General features: G+C 57.9%; 18 protein-coding genes and 1 riboswitch. Of the genes, 6 read left to right on the forward strand and 12 right to left on the reverse strand.

All coding sequences use genetic code 11. From position 1 onward, the window contains the following. Positions 1-2 precede the first annotated feature (2 nt). Positions 3-1,739: a thiamine pyrophosphate-binding protein gene (locus Q1A51_RS21895; protein WP_299602423.1), complete on the forward strand. Its 1,737-nt coding sequence runs from the start codon at positions 3-5 to the stop codon at positions 1,737-1,739. Positions 1,740-1,773: 34 nt separating this feature from the next. On the opposite strand, the gene gcvP is transcribed toward Q1A51_RS21895, so the two are convergent. From gcvP to gcvT, 3 genes are read right to left on the reverse strand one after another with little or no spacing between them, the layout of a single operon-like run. Further along, a complete protein-coding gene (gcvP, locus tag Q1A51_RS21900; RefSeq protein ID WP_299602426.1) occupies positions 1,774-4,611 on the reverse strand; it encodes an aminomethyl-transferring glycine dehydrogenase in 2,838 nt (945 codons plus the stop codon). A 12-nt stretch (positions 4,612-4,623) separates the two neighbouring features. After that, positions 4,624-4,983 (reverse strand): glycine cleavage system protein GcvH, encoded by a 360-nt coding sequence (gene gcvH / locus Q1A51_RS21905; protein WP_299602429.1) that lies wholly within the window; start codon positions 4,981-4,983, stop codon positions 4,624-4,626. Between the two features lie 15 nt (positions 4,984-4,998). Next, a complete protein-coding gene (gene gcvT, locus Q1A51_RS21910; RefSeq protein WP_299602431.1) occupies positions 4,999-6,123 on the reverse strand; it encodes a glycine cleavage system aminomethyltransferase GcvT in 1,125 nt (374 codons plus the stop codon). A 160-nt stretch (positions 6,124-6,283) separates the two neighbouring features. Then, positions 6,284-6,368: riboswitch (glycine riboswitch) on the reverse strand. 159 nt (positions 6,369-6,527) lie between these two features. Here gcvT and Q1A51_RS21915 point away from each other — a divergent pair. Beyond that, positions 6,528-7,019, forward strand: a complete 492-nt coding sequence (locus tag Q1A51_RS21915) for a GNAT family N-acetyltransferase (RefSeq protein ID WP_299205208.1) — start codon at positions 6,528-6,530, stop codon at positions 7,017-7,019. 173 nt (positions 7,020-7,192) lie between these two features. On the opposite strand, the gene Q1A51_RS21920 is transcribed toward Q1A51_RS21915, so the two are convergent. From Q1A51_RS21920 to Q1A51_RS21945, 6 genes are all read right to left on the reverse strand, one after another. Continuing rightward, positions 7,193-8,689 (reverse strand): phosphomannomutase/phosphoglucomutase, encoded by a 1,497-nt coding sequence (locus Q1A51_RS21920; RefSeq protein ID WP_299602435.1) that lies wholly within the window; start codon positions 8,687-8,689, stop codon positions 7,193-7,195. Between the two features lie 14 nt (positions 8,690-8,703). Further along, positions 8,704-9,537 carry a 3-deoxy-8-phosphooctulonate synthase gene (gene kdsA / locus Q1A51_RS21925; protein ID WP_299602438.1) on the reverse strand — a complete coding sequence of 278 codons (834 nt, stop codon included), beginning with the start codon at positions 9,535-9,537 and terminating at the stop codon, positions 8,704-8,706. Positions 9,538-9,551: 14 nt separating this feature from the next. Further along, positions 9,552-11,219 carry a capsule biosynthesis protein gene (locus tag Q1A51_RS21930; protein ID WP_299602441.1) on the reverse strand — a complete coding sequence of 556 codons (1,668 nt, stop codon included), beginning with the start codon at positions 11,217-11,219 and terminating at the stop codon, positions 9,552-9,554. After that, positions 11,197-11,856 carry an ATP-binding cassette domain-containing protein gene (locus Q1A51_RS21935; RefSeq protein WP_299205196.1) on the reverse strand — a complete coding sequence of 220 codons (660 nt, stop codon included), beginning with the start codon at positions 11,854-11,856 and terminating at the stop codon, positions 11,197-11,199. Before Q1A51_RS21935 ends, Q1A51_RS21930 begins: the two co-directional genes overlap by 23 nt. Before the next feature lie 234 nt (positions 11,857-12,090). Next, on the reverse strand, positions 12,091-13,119 hold the full coding sequence (locus tag Q1A51_RS21940) for a permease (protein WP_299602445.1): 1,029 nt from the start codon (positions 13,117-13,119) through the stop codon (positions 12,091-12,093). After that, positions 13,112-13,450: a helix-turn-helix transcriptional regulator gene (locus tag Q1A51_RS21945; protein ID WP_299205190.1), complete on the reverse strand. Its 339-nt coding sequence runs from the start codon at positions 13,448-13,450 to the stop codon at positions 13,112-13,114. Before Q1A51_RS21945 ends, Q1A51_RS21940 begins: the two co-directional genes overlap by 8 nt. Positions 13,451-13,548: 98 nt before the next feature. Between Q1A51_RS21945 and Q1A51_RS21950 the strand changes: the two genes are divergently transcribed. The 4 genes from Q1A51_RS21950 to Q1A51_RS21965 all read left to right on the forward strand — a co-directional run bounded on the left by Q1A51_RS21950 (position 13,549) and on the right by Q1A51_RS21965 (position 16,097). Continuing rightward, on the forward strand, positions 13,549-14,130 hold the full coding sequence (locus Q1A51_RS21950) for a uracil-DNA glycosylase family protein (RefSeq protein WP_299602448.1): 582 nt from the start codon (positions 13,549-13,551) through the stop codon (positions 14,128-14,130). Next, positions 14,127-14,915, forward strand: a complete 789-nt coding sequence (locus tag Q1A51_RS21955) for an SseB family protein (protein ID WP_299602451.1) — start codon at positions 14,127-14,129, stop codon at positions 14,913-14,915. Before Q1A51_RS21950 ends, Q1A51_RS21955 begins: the two co-directional genes overlap by 4 nt. A gap of 143 nt (positions 14,916-15,058) precedes the next feature. Then, positions 15,059-15,583 carry a YHS domain-containing (seleno)protein gene (locus Q1A51_RS21960; protein ID WP_299602823.1) on the forward strand — a complete coding sequence of 175 codons (525 nt, stop codon included), beginning with the start codon at positions 15,059-15,061 and terminating at the stop codon, positions 15,581-15,583. Position 15,584: 1 nt separating this feature from the next. Further along, positions 15,585-16,097 (forward strand): rhodanese-like domain-containing protein, encoded by a 513-nt coding sequence (locus Q1A51_RS21965; protein ID WP_299602454.1) that lies wholly within the window; start codon positions 15,585-15,587, stop codon positions 16,095-16,097. A gap of 234 nt (positions 16,098-16,331) precedes the next feature. Here the strand turns inward: Q1A51_RS21965 and mdoH are convergent, their stop codons facing one another. From mdoH to Q1A51_RS21980, 3 genes are read right to left on the reverse strand one after another with little or no spacing between them, the layout of a single operon-like run. After that, a complete protein-coding gene (gene mdoH, locus Q1A51_RS21970; protein ID WP_299602457.1) occupies positions 16,332-18,164 on the reverse strand; it encodes a glucans biosynthesis glucosyltransferase MdoH in 1,833 nt (610 codons plus the stop codon). A gap of 11 nt (positions 18,165-18,175) precedes the next feature. Continuing rightward, the gene (locus Q1A51_RS21975; protein ID WP_299602460.1) at positions 18,176-19,699 is read right to left on the reverse strand and encodes a glucan biosynthesis protein G; all 1,524 of its coding nucleotides are present in this window, start codon (positions 19,697-19,699) and stop codon (positions 18,176-18,178) included. Continuing rightward, positions 19,699-20,958: an OpgC family protein gene (locus tag Q1A51_RS21980; protein ID WP_299602464.1), complete on the reverse strand. Its 1,260-nt coding sequence runs from the start codon at positions 20,956-20,958 to the stop codon at positions 19,699-19,701. The genes Q1A51_RS21975 and Q1A51_RS21980 overlap by 1 nt, the downstream gene beginning before the upstream one ends. Between the last annotated feature and the right edge of the window lie 7 nt (positions 20,959-20,965).

The raw sequence follows: 20,965 nt of genomic DNA on the forward strand, positions 1-20,965 counted from the left end.
TGATGCCAAACATACCAGCCCCGCAACGTATGAATGGCGCGCAGGCGCTCTTGCGAATGCTGGAATTGCATGATGTCACCCACGTCTTTGGATTGCCAGGTGAAACAACAATCGGGTGGTACAAGGAATGGCGCAAACACTCGGACATCGAATTTGTCCTGACCCGCGACGAACGCACGGCTTCATATGCAGCCGAGGCCTATGCCAAAATCACCGGCAAACCCTGTGTGCTTGAAGCCCCCAGCCCGGGCGTGACCCACTGCACCCCGGGCATCACCGAAGCATTCCTGAGCTCGGTGCCCATTATCTTTTTCAGCTCCGACATTCCGATCAATCAGGACAAGAGACATGGGCTGACGGGTGTGGATCAAACGGCGCTGTATGACAGCATCTGCAAGGAATCTTTTGTCGTCACCAAGGTCAGCGAAATCCCTTTCCTTGTTCGGCGTGCCTTTCGCGTTGCAACCTCGGGCAGACCGGCGCCCGTCCACATTCGCGTGCCGATCAACATTTTTGGCGAAGAGGCAGAGGTTACTGATCTCTATGCCGAAGGTGAATACAGCACCTATCCTGCGCATCGTCCGGTCGCCAACCATGGCAAGATCCGGGCGGCGATCGACGTGCTACTGGCTGCCGAAAAACCAGCAATTGTCTGCGGGCAGGGCGCGCTGATCTCCAAAGCATCAGAGGTTATTGTTGAACTGGCTGAACTGCTGCAAATACCGGTCGGGACGACCACGCCGGGCAAGGGCACGATCCGAGAGGATCATCCGCTGGCTTTGCGGGTCATCGGTGGGCGCGGTGGAATGGAGTATTCCAATCAATATGTCTACGATGCCGATACGATCTTTTTCATCGGGTCGAACACGGACAGTGCAGCTACGGATCACTGGAAGCTGTATGGCGACCCGTACAGCAAGACCTTTCTGCACCTTGATATCGCAGAAGCGCATATCGGCAACAACTTCCCGGTTGAAGTTGGCATGGTAGGCGATGCGCGGGCAAGCCTTGAATACATGGTCGAGATCATCAAGACGGAGCACTCAAATTTTGACCGTCCCCGCGTTGATGTGACCGCGACGAAAAAGACGGCGCTCGACAAGGTGTTCAACTCGAACATCCCGATGCCCGAAGGGACGATATCGCCCGTCAAACTGTCACAGGCGTTGGACAGGCTTATGCCCGACAACGCAGTCGTCACCTCCGAACCGGGGGTCAGCGCGATCTACCCTTCGGCGCTGTTGACGTTTCGCAGGGCGGGGCGGCGCTATATCACCAACTATTCCATGGGGGCGCTTGGCTATTCCGTTCCAGCGGCTCTGGGGGCGTCCTATGCCTGTGACAGCCCGGTGATTTCGTTCACCGGGGATGGATCGCTTGGTTTTGTGATGGGGGACATGGAAACGATCAAACGATCCGGAAAGAATGTGACCATCGTCCTGAATCGAAATGATAGCTTCGGTTGGATCCGGGGCGAAGCCGTGTTGCTGGATGATGTGGATGCGCCGTGGTCGACGGATTTCGGCACTGTGGATTACCTGAAAATCGCCGAAGGGTTTGGGTTCGCCACGTCGCGGATCACGTCAGAGGCGGATATCGAATCCACACTGGCAACCGCCATCGCGCATGACGGCGCCAGTTTCATTGAAGTCATGGTGCCCACCCAAGACAAGATCGTGCCCTTCGTCCCAAACTGGGTGCGTGCTGCCCGGGCCAAAAACCTCCCGCATTTTTATTAAATGCTTGTGAATCAATGGGTTGCGAGTCTCCGGCTTACGTTTTGGCATAGTCCTCCATCGGTGGACAGGTGCAGGACAGGTTTCTGTCTCCCCAGACATTGTCGACCCGGTTGACCGGTGGCCAATACTTGTCGACTCGGAAGGATCCGGTTGGGAAGCAACCGCTTTCACGACTGTAAGGGCGATCCCAATCCCGCACCAAGTCTTCCATCGTATGCGGCGCGTTCTTGAGGGGGTTGTTCTCGGGGTCCATTGTCCCCTCTTCGATCGCACGGATCTCATCGCGGATGCCCAGCATGGCATCGCAAAAACGATCCAGCTCTGCCTTGTTCTCGGACTCGGTCGGTTCGATCATCAAGGTGCCCGCCACCGGCCACGACATCGTGGGCGCATGGAACCCGCAATCTGCCAGCCGCTTTGCAATGTCGTCCACCGTGATGTGCGCGTTGTCGGCAAAGGGGCGCGTGTCGATGATACATTCATGCGCCACGCGACCGGTTGGCCCCTTGTACAGAACGTCGAATGCCCCTTCGAGCCGTTTCGCGATGTAGTTGGCGTTCAGGATGGCAACGCGCGTCGCCTGCGTCAGCCCGTCACCGCCCATCATCAGGCAGTAGGCCCACGAGATAGGCAACAGAGAGGGTGACCCAAAGGCTGCAGCGCTGACCGCACCCTCGCCACCATTGGGGTCGCCCGGAAGGTGTTTGGTCAGGTGCGCTTTGACACCGATGGGTCCCATGCCGGGGCCACCGCCACCATGCGGGATGCAGAATGTCTTGTGCAGGTTGAGATGGCTGACATCGCCGCCCAGGTCGCCGGGGCGGCTCAGACCCACCATGGCATTCATGTTGGCCCCGTCGATATAGACCTGTCCGCCCGCATCATGTGTGATCTGGCACACCTCGATTACCGTCTCTTCGAACACGCCGTGGGTCGACGGATACGTGATCATGCAACCGGCAAGGTTGTCCCTGTGTTCCGCCACCTTGGCCCGGAAATCATCCAGATCAATGTCGCCGTTGTCCGCTGACTTCACGGGCACCACCTTCCACCCGACCATCTGGGCGGATGCAGGATTGGTGCCGTGGGCGCTCATCGGGATTAGGCAGATGTCACGATGTCCTTCGCCGTTGGCCCGGTGCCAGCTTGCGATGGTCAAAAGGCCCGCATATTCCCCTTGCGCGCCCGAATTGGGTTGCATGGAAATCGCGTCATAGCCGGTCACATCGCACAGCTTGGCCGACAGATCGTCGATCATCTCGATATACCCCGCGGCCTGATCCTTGGGGCAATAGGGATGCAGTAGCGAAAACTCTCGCCAACTGACCGGCATCATCTCGGCGGCAGAATTCAGCTTCATGGTGCACGACCCCAGCGGGATCATTGCACGGTCCAGCGCCAGATCGCGATCCGCGAGCCGGCGCATGTAGCGCATCATCTCCGTCTCGGCCCGGTTCATGTGAAAAATCGGGTGTGTCATGAAGTCGGATGTGCGGATCAGCTTCTCCGGCATGTTGTAATGCGGCGTGTAATCCTTGTCCTGCCGTTCGATCCCGAACGCGCGCCAGACCTTTTCAATAGTGGCGGGCCGCGTGCGTTCGTCCAGCGTGATGCCGATTGCGGTCGCCCCCACTGCGCGCAGGTTGATACCTTCGTCGATGGCGGACTTGATCACAGCCGATTGCAATGGCCCCACATCGACTGTGATCGTGTCAAAGAAGCTTGCTGGGCGCACATCGAAGCCCGCCTGTTTCAGCCCCTCTGCCAATCGGGCGGTCTTGCGGTGGATGCGCTGCGCAATGGCTTTCAGGCCGTCCGGTCCGTGAAAAACGCCGTAGAATCCAGCCATGACGGCCAGCAACGCCTGCGCCGTACAGACATTCGACGTCGCCTTTTCCCGGCGGATGTGCTGCTCGCGCGTTTGCAGGGACAGGCGGTAGGCCCGGTTGCCAAAGCTGTCGACCGACACCCCGACAATCCGGCCCGGCATGTTACGGGCATAGTTGGCCTTGGTCGCCATATAAGCCGCGTGTGGACCGCCATAGCCGACAGGCACACCAAAGCGCTGAGTCGTGCCAACGGCGATATCCGCGCCCATCGCCCCCGGCTCCTTGAGCAGGGTTAGCGACAGCGGATCAGCAGAGATGATGCCAATGGACTTATTCTCATGCAGCTTTGCGATTTGATCGGTAAAATCCCGGATGTGACCATGGGTACCCGGATACTGGAAAATCGCGCCAAATACGGTGCTGGCATCAAAATCATCGGGATTGCCGACGGTGATTTCTATGCCCAACGGCTGTGCCCGCGTCTTCATCACAGCGATGTTCTGAGGGTGGCAATTCTCATCGACAAAGAAGCCAACCGCCTTCGACTTGCTGATCCGCTGTGCCATGGTCATCGCCTCGGCGCAGGCCGTGGCCTCGTCCAGCAGCGATGCGTTGGCAATCTCGAGCCCGGTCAGGTCCGACACCATGGTCTGGAAATTTAACAGGGCTTCAAGCCGGCCTTGGCTGATCTCGGGTTGGTAGGGCGTGTAAGCCGTGTACCACGCTGGGTTTTCAAGAATGTTCCGCTGGATCGCCGGGGGCGTGACTGTCCCGTGATAGCCTTGGCCAATCAACGAGGTCAGCACTTTGTTCTTGGACGCCGTCACCCGCATGTGGTGCAAAAGTTCCCTTTCCGACTTGGCCTTGCCGAAATCCAACGGTTCCTTTTGCCGGATGTTGGCCGGGATCGTGTCGTCGATCAGCGCGTCGAGGTCTTTCGCCCCCACCACTTTCAGCATCTCGTCCATTTCGGCAGGGGATGGCCCAATATGGCGGCGGTTCGCAAAATCATAGGGCAAATAGTCGGTGGGTTTGAAAGTCATCGATTATGTTCCTTAGCTGATCAGCGCGTTATAGGCGGCTTCATCCATCAAGGTGTCGATCTGGGACGCGTCGGAAGGCTTGATCTTGAAGAACCAGCCAGCGCCGAGCGGGTCGCTGTTTGCAAGGCTCGGGTCATCCGCTAGCGCTGTATTCACTTCGGTGATTTCGCCATCGACAGGAGCCATGATGTCGGACGCGGCCTTCACGCTTTCGATGACCACGATCTCTTCGTCCTTGGTGACGGTCGTGCCAACTTCGGGCAGTTCGACAAAGACCAGATCGCCCAGCTGAGTGGTAGCGTGCTCGGTGATGCCTACGACATAGTCATCCCCGTCGGCGCGCAGCCATTCGTGTTCTTCGGTGAATTTCATAGGGTTTCCTCTCTACTATCGTTTGAAATTGGCTGACGTGAACGGCATTTTTGCTACCGTGAGTGGTTGGCGTTTTCCACGCAATTCGCCGAAAATCGTGGTGCCCAACGCGGCGTATTCAGTGGTGACATAACCCATAGCAACGGGTCCCCCGACCGTGGGGCCAAACCCACCCGAGGTGATGGTACCAATTGAATCCGTTGCATCCTCGGTTACAAGCAGCACCACGCCCTCGCGCATGGGCGCGCGACCGGCAGGCAGCAACCCCACGCGCTTGCGCGCAGCGCCGCTATCCATCTCGGCCAGGATTTTCTCCGCGCCCGGGAAGCCACCTTCCCGGTCTCCGCCCGCGCGCCGCACATTCTGGATCGCCCATGTCAGGCCGCCCTCAACAGGCGTTGTTGTGGCGTCAATGTCATGCCCATATAGGCACAGCCCCGCCTCCAACCGCAGGGAATCGCGCGCGCCCAGGCCGATGGCTTCAACGTCAGAATGGTCCAGCAAGGCCTTTGCAATGTCTTCCGCGACATCCATGGGTGCCGAAATCTCGTACCCGTCTTCGCCCGTGTAGCCGGACCGGGAAACCCAGACCTCAACCCCGTTCAGATCCAGCGTAGCCACATCCATAAAGCGCATCTCTGCTGCACGCGGATCGAGCGCGGCCAGCACACCTTCAGCGGCAGGCCCCTGCAAAGCCAGCAAGGCACGGTCGGTGATCTCAGTCACCGTCACACCCGGTTCAAGCGCGGCTTTCATATGCGCAATATCGGCGTCCTTGCAGGCAGCATTCACCACAACGAACACATGATCCCCGCGGTTCGCCAGCATCAGATCGTCTTCGATGCCGCCATCCGCATTCGTGAAAAAGCCATAACGTTGGCGGTTCTTGCCCAAGCCCAGCACATCGACTGGAATCAGCGATTCCAGACCACGTGCAGCCGCGTCATAAGTCGTCCCGCGCACAATGATCTGCCCCATATGGCTGACGTCAAAAAGACCGGCCTTCGCCCGCGCATGGAGGTGCTCTTTCATGACCCCCAGTTCGTATTGCACCGGCATGTCATACCCCGCAAAGGGTACCATCTTGGCCCCAAGGGCAACGTGCAACGCGTGAAGCGGGGTCTGCTTTAGATCGGACATGCCTCATCACCTTTTTCAAGCCGACAAGATTTGCGTCAAATCATGCGGCACCAAGTCATGCGCAAGACATCTCTTGCGCGTCGGTGCCTCCTCTGTCCCGGGTGCCTGAGATCATTATCCCTTCGGCGGATGCCAATGGCATCACTCTCCAGAGTAGTTTGGCCTGACATTGGTCCTTTGGCCTGAGAGTTTCCGAGGCAGTTGCTCCTTCGGCACCAGTAAGCTGGTTCTCCCAACATCAAGCTGTGAGGGTTTCGTATCGGAAACTTGCCCGAAGTGGCAAGCAGAAAGTTGATACCAGCTGATGGTCGGCGCTTGTATCGGCCAAACGACCTTTTGCTGTTTTGTGCCACCCCACCTTTTGCTCGCTTGCGGGTCCTTGAGGTCGCATGTGACTGATGTGCATGATCGCCAAAACGCAATGGAGAGTGGCGATGATGATCAGGGATGGCACAGTTGAAGATATTGAGCAGATGAGCACATTTCTTCGCGAGCTGACGGCCGCTGGCAAACGTTTGAGTCCTGACGATGAGGAATTCGTACGGCAATACTACATTGAAAGCGTCGATAAGATTCGTTGCTCCGTGGCCGAGGACGATGGGATCATACTTGGATTCCAGTCACTCAAAACTGCCCGTGCGGGCAACCAATGGGGTGTAGAACCTGGGTGGGGCATTGTTGGCACGCACATACGACCCTCCGCAGCACGGCGTGGCGTTGGCCGCGCATTATTCGATGTCACATGTAGGGCTGCGCAAGATGCAGGGTTGGCCCATATCGACGCAAGCATTGGTGCGAATAATCCGGAAGGGTTGGCGTACTACGAAGCGATGGGCTTTCGAACATATAGGACGCCAAGAAACCTGATCTGCAAACGCTTCGACATATTGCAGTGATGGCTCGTTAGCAGACGTAAGTTTCTTCTAGGCTGTGCAACATAAAGCGGAATGGCTTCAACCTGTTCGCAGTAAGAGGGTTGGCAGGCGGTCTGAATGGACGGGCCACAAAACTGATTGTGGCCCGTTTCTAAATTACGAGCATTGCGTCAGGTTATGGGTCGGCGCGCCCGTCAAAAGGTCTGATCGTATTCCCCAACGGTATCTTCAGTCCGGACTATCGCATCGATGTCTGCGAAAATCGCGCGCAACTCGTCTTCGCTTTCCGGGCTTTCGCACACCACCACCAAGTTCGGCGTGTTGGACGAAGCGCGCACCAAACCCCAACCGCCGTTATCCAGAATGACCCGAGCGCCGTTTACCGTCACCACCTCCTTGATTGCGCGACCTGCGATGGGTTCATTCGCAACGGCCTTGGCTGTCAGCTTGGCGACAATACGGTCCAGTGTGCTGTATTTTTCAGTATCCGAGCAGTAGGGGGACATTGTCGGGGTTGAGTGTGTTTTCGGCAGCGCCTTGCGCAGATCCGACATCTTCATGTCAGGGTTGCGATCCAATAGTTTGCAGATTTCAACTGCGACCCGCATCCCGCAATCGTAGCCGCGGCCTATTGGCTCAGCGAGAAAATAGTGGCCTGATTTTTCAAACCCTGCGAGGGCGCCGATTTCCTTGACCCGCCGCTTCATGTGGCTGTGTCCGGTTTTCCAATAGTCTGCCGTGACGCCGTTCGCTTGCAGTTCGGGGTCTGAGGCGAAGAGGCCGGTGGATTTCACATCGGCCACGAAGGTTGCGTTCGGGTAGAGTTTCGACAAGTCGCGCGCCATGATGACCCCCACCTTGTCGGCAAAGATCTCTTCCCCTTCATCATCCACAACGCCGCAGCGGTCACCATCCCCGTCAAATCCAAGCGCAAGGTCTGCGCCAGAAGCTTTTACGCTGTCCGCCATGTCGTGCAGCATTTCCATGGCTTCGGGGTTCGGGTTGTAGTTTGGAAAGGTGTAGTCGAGCGTTGTGTGACTTTCGACCACTTCGACACCGATGCGGCGGAAGAGTTCGGGGGCAAAGGCAGCGGCGGTGCCGTTGCCAGTGGCGCATACGACCTTGAGTGGGCGTGTCATTCTGAAGTCGCCGACAAGGTCCTGAAGGTACGCTTCCTGCACGTCGTCAACGAATTCATAACCGCCGCCAGGACGTGCTTCACCACTACCATTCAATACGATATCGCGCAGTTCCGACATCTCGTCCGGGCCGTGAGTGAGGGGGCGATCAAAGCCCATCTTGACGCCGGTCCAGCCATTGGGATTATGAGAGGCAGTGACCATGGCAACCGCCGGCACATCAAGGTGGAACTGGCTAAAATAGGCCATGGGGGACAGTGCGGGGCCGATGTCCTTGACCTGTATCCCTGCCTGCATCAGCCCGACGATCAGGGCGTTCTTGATGCTGAGAGAGTAATCACGATAGTCGTTGCCTACGGCAATCACAGGATCGATGCCGCGCCGTCGCATTTGTGTCCCAAGGCCAAGACCAAGTGCTGTTACCCCGGGAAGGTTGATCTCGTCCGGGTATTTCCAGCGCGCATCATACTCGCGGAAGCCCGTCGGCTTAATCATGGGGTCGCGCAGGAATTCCCACGTGTTCGGGGTCACGGTGGCGGCAGGTTTGGTCATGGAAAACTCTTTGACTAAAATGTCATTGGGCGCGCTTTGGCGAGCGCATCGAACTGCATAAGAGTCTCGATCAGGGCGGGCATTTGATCGAGATAAATCATATTTGGCCCGTCTGACGGAGCGGTGTCGGGATCGGGGTGCGTTTCGATAAAGACGGCCCCGACCCCGATGGCCACTGCCGCCCGCGCCATAACAGGTGCAAATTCACGCTGCCCGCCACTTGATCCACCTTTGCCCCCCGGTTGCTGCACCGAATGCGTGGCGTCCATCACCACCGGATAGCCGGTTTGCGCCATCTGCGGCAGCGACCGCATGTCGGCCACCAGAGTGTTGTAGCCGAAGGATGTGCCCCGCTCTGTTAGCAGGATACGGGTGTTGCCGGTGCTTTCGACCTTGGTGATGATGTTGGGCATTTCCCACGGAGCCAGGAACTGGCCCTTCTTTATGTTCACCACGGCACCCGTGTCGCCAGCGGCCAAAAGCATGTCCGTCTGACGGCAGAGGAAGGCGGGGATTTGCAGGATGTCAGCGACTTCAGCCACCGGGGCGCATTGAGCCTCTGTATGCACATCCGTAAGTACTGGGACACCGATGGACTCTTTGACCGCTTGCAGCGCTTTTAACCCAGCGTCCAGCCCAAGGCCGCGCCCACCCTTTAGCGATGTGCGGTTGGCTTTGTCATAGCTTGCTTTGAAGACATATTGCGCGCCAGCGGCCTCGCAGACTTCCTTCATACGCCCAGCGACCGCTTGGCCGAGGTCGATGCTCTCCAAGGCGCAAGGGCCTGCGATCACCGTCAAGGGACGGTCATTGCCGATCGTGAGATCGGCGACTTCAACATGTTTCATAGTGGGTCCAGACCCTAGCTTGTCACCTGTTCTCTCAGGATCGACGCGGTGAGCGAGATCATCAGATAGATGCCTGCAAAGACGAGGAATGCCAAGATCGTGTTTTCGAATGCGCGGGGATAGGTCGGTTCCTCGGGCGCGATGGGTTCCACAGCAACTGTAAGATAGCGCACCTGACGGGTTGCTTCGACCCGCGCCTGTTCCATCTGTTGCAGAGCCGATTGCAGCATCAAGTCGCGTGAGGCAAGGTCGGCCTGGGCGATCTGGATGCGTGCGGCAAGCTCCGCCAGTGAGTTTTCGCCTTGGCTCACGTCGGTCATCTTGTTGTTGAGAGCCGCAAGTTGGTCCTTGAGGATTTCAAGCGTGCCGCGTGCGCCGTCCACACGACTCTGGTTGGGCCGCGCGTTGTTCAGCAAGCTGGCCAGCTCGATCTCTTTTTCGATGATTTGTGTTTCGAGTTGGCCGATCTGCGTGCGCAGGGAAGCGATCACGCCCTCCGGGTCGAGGGTGGAGCCCTCGATCTGCAATCGGACAAGGTTTTCTTGCGCTGTGCGGCGCTCCGACTCTGCTCGTTCAAACCCTTGGCGGGCGTCGCGCATCTGGTCATCGCGCTTTTGTGCGGACAGGTTGTTTACGCGCTGTTCCGCGTAGTCGATCAACTGGCTTGAGAACTCGGCCGATACCAGTGGATCAGCGGCGGCCACTTCCATCCGGATCATGCCCTCTGTCGGATCATAGCCGATTTTGACGTTTTTCTTATAGGTTTTGTAGGCTTCTTCATTGGTGGGATTGTCACTCAGCCGCTGGATTGGGTCGATCCAGTTCTGTGTGAAATGCGTCTTGAAGCCGACATCGCGGTCGAGCCGCAGCATCGCATCCTTGGACTGCAAAAAGCCTTGCACGGCAATGCTGTCGGCGTTGGTGGCGAATTGTGTAGGCAGAAGGCCGCCAAGGGGTCCGGCGCCGCCCGATCCTTCGTTCTGAATAATCAGGAACTCGGACTTGGTCGCGTACATCGGCGTGGCGATTGTATAAAAATAGTAGCCGGCAAGGAAGGTGGGCAGGATCACGAAAAAGGCCAGCCGGACCAGCAAAAGGCCCATCTTCTTGCGACGACGCCGTGCAATGTCGCGCTGGATGTTCTGGATTTCCTGAGATCTGCGGTCTGCGGGGCTAAGCTCTGTTGACGGCAGTTGCTGCTGTTTCACAGGCACGGTTTGTGGCAGTTGCGCGCGCCCAGCACCTCCGGCACTTGCAGGCAGGCTTGCGAAGGCATCCGGCGCGCCGCCTTCATGTTGTTCGGCCCCCGCCTGCGGCACAACAAGCTCCAGCATGTTCGCGCGTTGGAATGGATCAATTCCCTTGGCGCGCAGCAGGCGAACGGCATCAAAGTCGGATGTGGGTGCCAGCCCATGCTTCTGCGCCACCCGTCGCGCCATGCGTAGTTGCCGACCGGTCAGCCCCTCCTGGCGTATCGCATCAATGGTATTTTCGCTTTGCACCTGTTGGTTCGACGCGACTTCTCCGCTTTGGGCGGAAGGTTTTTGAGTTTGCTCACGCGGCTTGGCCTCAGGCGCTGGCTTTTCGGGAGGGGTATCGCGCTCGGACGCAGGCGCCGCACTGCCAAGCGCGGGCGCTGTGCGCTTGATCCGGAACTTCCTAGCTTTGGGTTTCGTAGTCATAAAGCCGTTTTGCCTCTTCCAGCGTGTCAAACATGTGCAGTTTGCCGTCCAGCAAAACTGCGGCTGAGCGCGCAAATTTCTCAAGCGTTTGCGCCTGATGCGACACGATGATGATTGTTGTGGTACGCAGCCGTTCCTGCAGTACCTCGCCTGCTTTGCGATTAAATTCAACGTCTGTTGACGAGGGCATGCCCTCGTCGATCAGGTAGATGTCAAAGTCAAGAGCCAACATAAGCGCGAATGAAAACCGCGCCCGCATGCCCGATGAATACGTACCCAAGGGCTGGTCGAAATACTCACCCAGGTTACAGAGCCAGCGACAGAAGCTTTCCACATAGTCGGGATCAAGCCCATAGAGCCGTGCAATGTAACGTGAGTTTTCGAGTGCAGAGATCTTGGGCAGCACCCCGCCCATGAACCCAAGAGGAAAGGAGATGTTGCAGCTGCGGCGGATTTCGCCCTCATCTGGCTTCTCGAGCCCTGCCATCATGTTGATCAGGGTCGTCTTGCCGGTGCCATTGGGGGCCAGCACGCCAAACGAATGGCCCAATTCCACCCGGAAGGATACACGATCAAGGATCACCTTGCGCTGTGTGCCCGTCCAGAAGGACTTGGATACATTTTCGAATTCCAGCATCCCCGTTGCTCCGCGGTGTCTGCTTTGTCCCCGCGCATTAACGTGGGAGACCAGGGCCCTCCTTACCAGAGGCGTCTTAACGGTCTAATCACCGACTTAGGCGATATTATGTCCAAAGTCCTGTTAAATGTATAGGTTTCACGGGGTATTGTCGCGACGGAATGGACAGTTTGGGGGAATGTACACGGGTCTTTGATATGCCCGTGTGCTGTTTGTTCGTACTCTGAGTATGCCTCAGCTCAGAATTTGCCAAGCCATGCCGGCGATGACAGACCCCGCCAGTGCGAAACTCAGGTAAGCAGCAAAGACGCGTGGTTTGACGAGCGCCCAAACGGCTATTGCGGCGGGGATGCAACTGACGCCACCGGCCAGCATGAATGACATAGCTGCTCCTGCAGCCATACCCTGATCCATCAGTTCTGCCACCAGCGGCGCGGCCGCGTAACCATTCAGATAGGCAGGCATGCCCACAAGCGCACCAAGGATCACCGTGCCGATGCCACCATCGCCCAGAACCGATGCAATCAGATCGGCGGGCATATAGTGCACCATGACTGCCTCGATCACGTAGGCGAGCGTCAGCCATTTGAGCAGGAAAATCGCATTGTCCAAAGCCGTGCTACGGAAGATGTCGAGGCGGTTGCGTTCGGTCCAGAACCGCCAGATCGGCTGTGATGAGAAGGGCTGTTTCACGCCACAGCACCCGCCCACCGACGGCTTCTCACGTAGCGGATTTGTAAAGACCGGTGTGCCCGACAGCATCAGCGTTCCAAACCCGCCGAACATACCAAGCGCGACCGCCGCAATTGTCTTTGCCAAGGCGAATTCGAAGCTGATTGCGCCAGTGGTGATTGCGAACATGGCCGGGTCCATCAGCGGAGACGCCAGCCAGAAAGCCATAACCGCGCCAAGCGGTGCACCTACTGCAAGCAGTGCAGCGATAAACGGGATGACTTCGCAGGAACAAAAGGGTGACAAGCCGCCCAGCAGTGCTGCCATGACGATCATGCGTGCGGGGTTCCCCTCAAACGCCTTTGCCAGCAGGTTTTCCGCGCCCGTGGCTTTTAGATAGGCAACTGCGCAGACTGCAAAGGCGATGAACGGGGCTGTGTGTAGCAACGCATTCGCGGCAAAGGTGATCGTCGGCCAAAGCTGCGCTATGTCCAGAACAGCCAGAACCACAAGAACCGCGATCGATGCAATCCATGCGCCATCAAGGAACTTGCGCCGTTGAGCAGGTACCGGTGTAGTGGTGTCAGCCATGATCATGATCCGAGTTGGGGCTGTCTGCGCAGCATTCTGTAAGGAGGAAGTTCGACAGGTCTTGCACCTCGTCAAAGGCGACGGCGGCGCAGATGATCGAACGGCCTTGTCGGGCTTGTGTCACAAGACCCGCACTGGCAAGGATTTTGACGTGATGGGTCAAGGTTGAGCCTGTGACGCCCGTGCGGTCACCCAATGCCCCGATGCTCAGCCCTTCGGGCCCGGCCCGTACCAGCGTTCGCAGAACCGACAGGCGTTGTTCTGATCCAAGTGCGGCAAAGGCTGCGGCGGCGCGTGTCAGATCAAGCGAGTGATGAGATTCTATTTTCATATTTCTAGAATTATAGAAATGTTGGAGTCACGCAAGGTTTATTTCGAAGAGTATCGAATTGATTGCCTAACCCATTGTTGTCGCATAGGTGTTTTTTTATGGGATTGCCTGAAGACATTCGTGCTTGCACGCTTTGTGCGGATCGATTTGCTGCGACCGAAACAGGGCACAGCCCGCGTCCCGTCGTTTGGTTCAAGCCCGGCGCACGGATCCTCGTGGCGGGTCAGGCGCCCGGCGCGCGTGTACACGAAAGCGGACGGCCCTTCACCGACCCTTCCGGAGACCGGCTGCGCGATTGGCTTGGTATGGACGAGGCCACATTTTACGACCGAAACAAATTGGCCATTGTACCGATGGCGTTTTGCTTTCCCGGTTACGACGCAAAGGGATCGGACCGACCGCCGCCCAAGATCTGTGCCAAAACGTGGCGAAGTGATGTCATGGATCATATGGGCGAGGTTCCATTGGTTCTTTTGATTGGCGGATATGCCCAATCCTGGCATCTGGGGACGAAGATGTCGGTGCGTGAAACCGTGGCTGCTTGGCGCGACTTCGCGCCTCGGGCCTTTCCCTTGCCTCATCCGTCTTGGCGCAATACCGCGTGGTTGAAGAAAAACCCGTGGTTCGAGGCGGACGTGCTGCCTGTGCTACAGGCGCGTGTAAAAGAGGTGTTGGCGTGACAGAAACGGTTCTCGATCAGGCGCATGCCGCCATGCTGGCTACGCCCGAGGATGATGCAAAGCGGTTGCGGTTCTTTGAGCGCTTGGGGGATGCGGAGCTGTTCCTTCTGCTCGAAGCAGAGGCGCAAGGGGAGCAGATCACGCCGCAAGTCTTCGACCCCGGTTCTGGTCCGCTTGTTCTTGTCTTTGATCGCGAGGACCGGTTGGCTCTGTTTGTTGGTGCTGAGGCACCATATGCCGCACTGTCCGGTCGGATAATCGCAGGTTTGCTTGCGGAACAGGGGTTGGGGTTGGGGTTGAACCTTGACGTGGCCCAGTCGTCTTTTCTGCTGGATGCGGATGGAGTGCAATGGCTTGCGCGGACACTCGGCAATGGTCCGGACGAAGTTGAGGCACGGCTGGCTGAAGTATCCGCTCCAACAGGTTTGCCGGAAATGCTGATCTCGGCTGTGGATACCAAATTGGCCACGGCAACGGGATTGGCACAGATTGCATATCTGGTCGGTACGACGGATACGGATGGTGTGCGCAGTCACATGCTGGCTTTTGTCGGGGCGGCGCCGGGCGCTGAGGGCGCCTTGACCAGAGCCGCGTCCGAGGCTTTGACCTTTTCCGGGATCGATGCAGGAGCGATGGATGTTGGATTTTTTGAGGCCAATGATCCTGTGACTCAGCGTCTTGCACGTGTTGGTTTGCGCTTTGATTTGCCGCAACCTGCACCCGTACGGTCGCCTGAGCCTGCCGCTCCGGGCATGGACCCGGACCGCCCGCCGCGCCTGCGTTAAGAGCATCCGGTATTCACGGAATCCGACGTCATCTCACATCAGCGCGAGGCAGGCTGAAATGCTGGACCGCGGACCCCTAATGACTGATTATCCACCGCAATGACGCGCGGAGAGCTCAGTTTGACAGAGGATGATCACAAATGATGAATCGATTCACGTTGGCCGTTGCGGCTGCTGCAAGTGCCTTGACTTTCGCAACTGCCGCGTTCGCCGGCGACCAGTATATTGATGAGACGGGGTTTGCCGTCTCTGGTTATGATGTGGTGGCTTATTTTGACCTTGAGATGAAGCCAGTCGGTCAAACCCAAACACCAGGTGTTCCCGGCAATGCCGACATCACCGCGGAATACAATGGTGCGACCTTTGCGTTCTCAACCGAGGAAAACCGCGACAAGTTTGCTGCTGATCCCGCGCGCTATGCCCCTCAATATGACGGTCACTGTGCCTACGGTGTTGCCAAGGGGGGGAAAGTGCCCGCCAACCCCAACCTGTGGCGCATCGTCGATGACAAGCTGTATCTGAACATCACAGACGTTGTTGTGGGCTTTTGGGAAGAAGACATTCCAGGCAACATCACCGTTTCGGAAAGCAACTGGGTCAGCCTCGAGGGTGATGCAGCATCGGAAAGCACCATTCCGAAATTCACAAGCGAAGCTCCAAACACCTGATATGACGGATCGCCCGACAGAACATTCCCGAACTGATCGGGCAAAGGCCCCGGCGCGGATGACGCGCCGGGGCTTTGGTCTTGCCGCCGGAGTGGCCATCGTTGGCGGCGCGGTTTTTGCATCCCGCTGGTACAACATCTCGGCCGAGGCAGGGGTAGAAGGAACGCTGAGCACCCCGGACGCTCATGCTTCGGCGGTGAACGGTGCGATCCTGTTGATCGACATTCGCCGTCCTGACGAATGGGAGCGGACCGGTGTGGGTGAGGGGGCTGTTCCATTGGACATGCGTCGGAAGGATTTTACCGAAGCGCTTCTGATTCATACGGATGGGCGTAGGGATGTGCCTGTTGCTTTGATCTGCGCCCGCGGCGTGCGTTCCCGTCGTTTGACCGAGCGTCTGACAACAGCCGGATTTACAACGATCATCGATGTGCCGGAGGGAATGCTGGGATCGGGTGCAGGGCCTGGTTGGTTGAAGCGCGGCTTACCGACCGTGACATGGCAGCCCGAGTAGACTTTTTCCGAACGGTTGTTTTCGGACGCGCTGTGCTGCTCAACAATTGTATCGCCCTCTCTACGCAAGGGCGTTTTCGCAAATCTAACAGACGGCTGCCGTTTCTGCTTCGAAACGATCTACCGGCTGGTCCCGGACCCGTATTCCTTCGCGCAACAAGACATCGCTTGGCGGTGTCCATTGCTTTGCCTCAACACCGCTCGACTGCGCGCGTTGTCTTTCTCGCGTAGACTGCTACTCGGCTGCGATTTCCGACGCTTCAATCCGCGCGCGCATTTCGGCGCGTGCGGTACGGGCGTTGCCGACGATGGCAGGCTCACGAAGCGTCAGAGGATTGTCGAGCCGTAGGCTCGGTGGCCGGATATGGGCCAAAGGATATGCGCTAAGGCCAGACAGCGGGACAGAAAAGGCCAGGCTGGCGGCAATCGGGATTAGCCACCAGGACACCAGTCCCGTACCTAACCCAAGGAAAAGAAGGGCGCCGATCAGGGTTTCAATCCAATGGAACTTGATCAAGGTCGTCATCGGATACGCCTGTGCGGTACGGCTTTGTGGTGCCCATCCGCCGCGGCCCATCACCCCTCCGATCACGGCCTTGGTTTGCTGGATCATCATGATTGGCGCATAGGCAACAGACAGCGCGAGTTCTGTCACCACCGCACCTGCAAATACGCTACGACCACCAAAGAGCCGAACCGCCTTGCCGTTGGCGGCGATAATCAGGGCAGAGGTGATCTTGGGCGTCAGCAGCATAGCGTACATGACCACCAAGAAGATGGCGCTGTCGATATGTGTCATGGCCGGTGGCCAGTTGGGAAAAAGAGGGTTCGCCTCGTTGAAGTACGAGATCACGTTGGTCTCTGCATCGCGGCCCAGAAGCGCCCAGAACACGAGAAGAACGAACCACGCGGGCGACATCAAGTAGGCAGCTGCCCCCTGAAACAGATGGAAGCGGCTGACCGGGTGCAGGCCACGTGTGGTCAGCAGGCGCAAGTGTTGCAGGTTGCCTCGGCACCAGCGCCGGTCACGGATCACGTAGTCGATCAGTGTTCCGGGGGTTTCTTCGAAACTGCCCGAGATACGGGGCAGGAAACGCACGCGCCAGCCAGAACGCCGCAGGAGCGATGCCTCGACAAAATCATGAGACAGGATCATGTTGGTACGTCCTGTCATACTCTGCAGATGTGGCAGTCCGGCGGAGGAAGCGAAGGCGCGTGTGCGGATGATTGCGTTGTGACCCCAATAGTTACCCTCGGTCCGGGACCAATGCGCAAGCCCTTCGGCCAACAACCAACCATACGCAACATTGGAAAACTGCTGCATTCTTGCAAACAGGGTGTTGGCGCCGATCAGCTGTGGAAAGCTTTGGATCAGACCGGCCTTTGGGTCTGCAGCCAGCTCGCTGGCCAGTCGATCAATGGCGCGGCCGGTCATCAGGCTGTCGGCATCCAGAACCAGCATGGCTTCATAAGAAGCGCCCCATCCCGTGATCCAGTCGACGAGGTTGCCAACCTTTTTATCCGTATTCTGTGCGCGGCGGCGATAATGGACTGGAAACGGCGCGCTGCTCCGCAAAGCTTCGAAAGCTTGCCATTCCTGCCACGCGATGAGGTCGTCCGTCGTGTCACTCAGGATGAAGAGACTGTACCGATGACCGCCCTTTTGGCGGGCCAAGTCAGTCAGCATTGCGGCTGCGTTACCGAATACGTCCCACGGTGTTTCATTGTAAACGGGCACCAGAAGGGCCACGTCCAACGGGTCCGAAGGTTCGGGTTTGCGGTTTGGATCAAGTCTACCAGCCAACCCGACACCGACGGTCGAGACGGCGATGGTGACCCAGACGAACGTGAGGCCGATGAGAGCCAAAAGCACATACTCGAAGCCCGTCATGCCAGACATCTTGAACAGGCCGTAGAGCCCCCAAAGCACTAGGCCTGTGATTGTCAGAGCCGGGATGAACACCGCCATGCGCCAAATCGGGTCCTGTTTGCCTGTGCCTGCATCCGAGTTCGCAGGCGCGCATGCAAAATCCTGCGCCGGCATATCGAGCGGCGCGCGGGTAGGCATTGCTGTGTGTATCATATGGTCCATCGATAGAGCCACACTTCGCTAAGAGCTTGCCCGTCCAGCCGCAATTGCGCACGGAATTCGGCCCACTGTGCGTCACCTGCCATGAAGGTGAATGCAAGGCGCGGCCCGCCGGTTTCGGGATTGCGTTGGATAATACCTTCGGTCACATCACCCGCGCTGGAGCGGACAAGTCGGTCCACTTTTGACAGGTCCTTGGGAACATGGGGCGCGTCTTCGAAGTCAATTGTGAAGATGCGCCCGCCTTCGGGGCGGCCGCCCGCAGCCGTATTCAAAACGCGCAGTGGCATGGCAGCTTTCGGTGCCGGGTCCGCGCCCCAATCCAAGCGATAGGTCATGCGACGGGATGTACCAGCCTCAATGTCAGCTGAGGGCCGCCAATACGCAACAATGTTGTCGTAGACTTCCTTGTCTGTCGGGATTTCGATCAGCGCCACACTTCCGCGTCCCCAACCCTCACCCGGTGTAACCCAAAGACCAGGGCGGCGATGATACAAAGCCTCCAGGTCATTAAAGTCACTGAATTTACGCGCCCTTTGCATCAGGCCGAAACCCCGTGGATTGTTGTCGCCAAAAGCACTGATTTGCAGGGTGCGTGGGTTGGCCAAAGGACGCCAGATCACCTCACCGCCACCATTGTGGATCATGAGCCCGTCATTGTCGTGCACTGCCGGCCGAAAATCATCGAAGCGTTGGGTGTTCATGTCATCGAACATGAACATCGATGTCAGAGGTGCGATGCCCACATGCGTGAGAGTAGCGCGGGCAAAGATTTCCGCTTCAACCTCCATCACAAGCGGTTGGCCGGGCATGATCTCGAACCGGTAGGCCCCGGTGCAGGACGGGCTGTCCAGCAACGCATGAACGACGATTTGCGCCGCTCCAGTTGCGGGGCGCTCCAGCCAGAAATGTGTGAAGTCGGGGAATTCCTCGCCCATCGGATCGCCGGTCTTGAGGGCAAGGCCCCGGGCCGACAGGCCGTAAATATCCCCGGTGCCGATGCCACGAAAATAGCTGGCACCTTGAAAAACGGCGTATTCCTCATGGATGCCGGGCTGGCGCAGCTCTGCCCGCAAACGCAGACCAGAATAGCCTAAGGTGTCGTCAATCGGAACGTCAGGGAATTTGTCGGTCGTGTCGAAGACGCCCATGTCGAACTTGATCGGACGGGCCTGATCGCCTTTGACCACATATGTGCGGATGGCTTGTGGAAAGTAGAGTCCCGGCGGAAACACGTCGACCCGTTGTGGTGCATCGCTGCCTTCCCACAGGCCATTGCGGCTGTCGAACCAAATCTTACGATACTGATCGTAGGTAAGGTTCTGCCACGCTTCAGGGATCATCGGGCGCGGTTCATAGGCGCGGCTGGCCTTGTCCCGGGCCATGTCGATGACGTTTGACGGGTTGAAGGACACGGCATCGCCCAATGGCAAACCGGGTTCATCCTGCGCCCAAGACGCATTGGGGGCTGCGGCAAGCGCTGCAAGGGAAGCGAGGAATTCGCGGCGCAGCATCAGCGGCTCGCCTTTGGTTTCCAGGGAACGGACTTGAACCAGCCTGCCAAATAGGCCGTCAGGACCAGCATGCCGCACCCGAATGCATTGACTGCCAGCACGGTGCCTGTGTCGCGGCCCAGAACGTCCATCGCAAAGCCGTTGAACCGTGCAACGAAGATAGACACGACGAAAACCGCTAGGGATTGCTGACCCACCTTCAGGATGACCGTCAGCACCTTTTCCCATGCACGGGCCAACGCGCTGGTCGTCGAGACCCGCAGGCGGTGGCCCTTGTCGCCTGCCAGAACCCAGGCAAGGTAAGCGAGCGCCAGGAATTGCACGTAACGCAGCAGGCCAAAGTCGGATTTGGAGATCCACTGGCGGTTGTCGGCGCGCCAGTCACGGGCCCAGTCAAAGCCCAGTTCGCGAATGCCGATGTTCGAGAAAGGGATGTTTGCCAGTACGATAAAGGCGGCGATACCGATCAGCACCTTGTTGACGGGCGGTTTCGGTAACCAGCCGCGCATGAAGGCAAAGCCGGTAAAGAAAACAAGCTGCCAGCCAAACGGGTTAAGGAACCAACGCCGCTGCCAATCGTCATTTCCGATCCATGGTTCAGCAGTGAAATTCAGATATGGCAGGCCCATCGCCTCCATGAATTTGCGTTGGCCAAGTATCCACAGGATGCCGCAGAATGCCGCGACAAGCCCCAGATGCACTCGCGCCAGAAAGATCACGATGGGCATCATGGCAAGGATCACCATGTACATCGGCAAGATGTCAAAAAGGTTTGGTACCCACTGCAACGTCATGAAACGGAACAGCATGTCCGGGTTCTGCCAATGCTCGCCTTCGACAAACAGCATCCACAAGTTCAATTGGCCCCAGTAGTTGCGGGTTGTAATTTCAAGATCCGTGACAAAGGCCAACAGGGCTGTGGTGGCAAAGAACAGGCCGACATGCGCCCAGTAAACCTGCCAGATACGGTAGCCAACGCGGGCTGTCCCAAGGGCAAAGCCAGCCCTCTGGAACGTGGAGCCAAAGGCAATGGCGGATGCCATGCCTGAGCAGAAGACGAAGATTTCGGTCGCGTCCGAAAAACCCCAACGTGCAGGGATCCATGAGGTCAGGAAGTTGCCCGGCGTATGTGCAAACAGGATAATGAACATTGCCAACCCGCGGAAGAAATCCAGACGGATATCACGCACCCGCACCGGATTGGCTGGCACGGCGGCAGCGGAAGGCGCTGCAGTGGTGGTCGGGTCGGCGAAAGTCATGGCAGCT

This window comes from uncultured Tateyamaria sp. (assembly GCF_947496075.1).
GTDB lineage: Bacteria > Pseudomonadota > Alphaproteobacteria > Rhodobacterales > Rhodobacteraceae > Tateyamaria.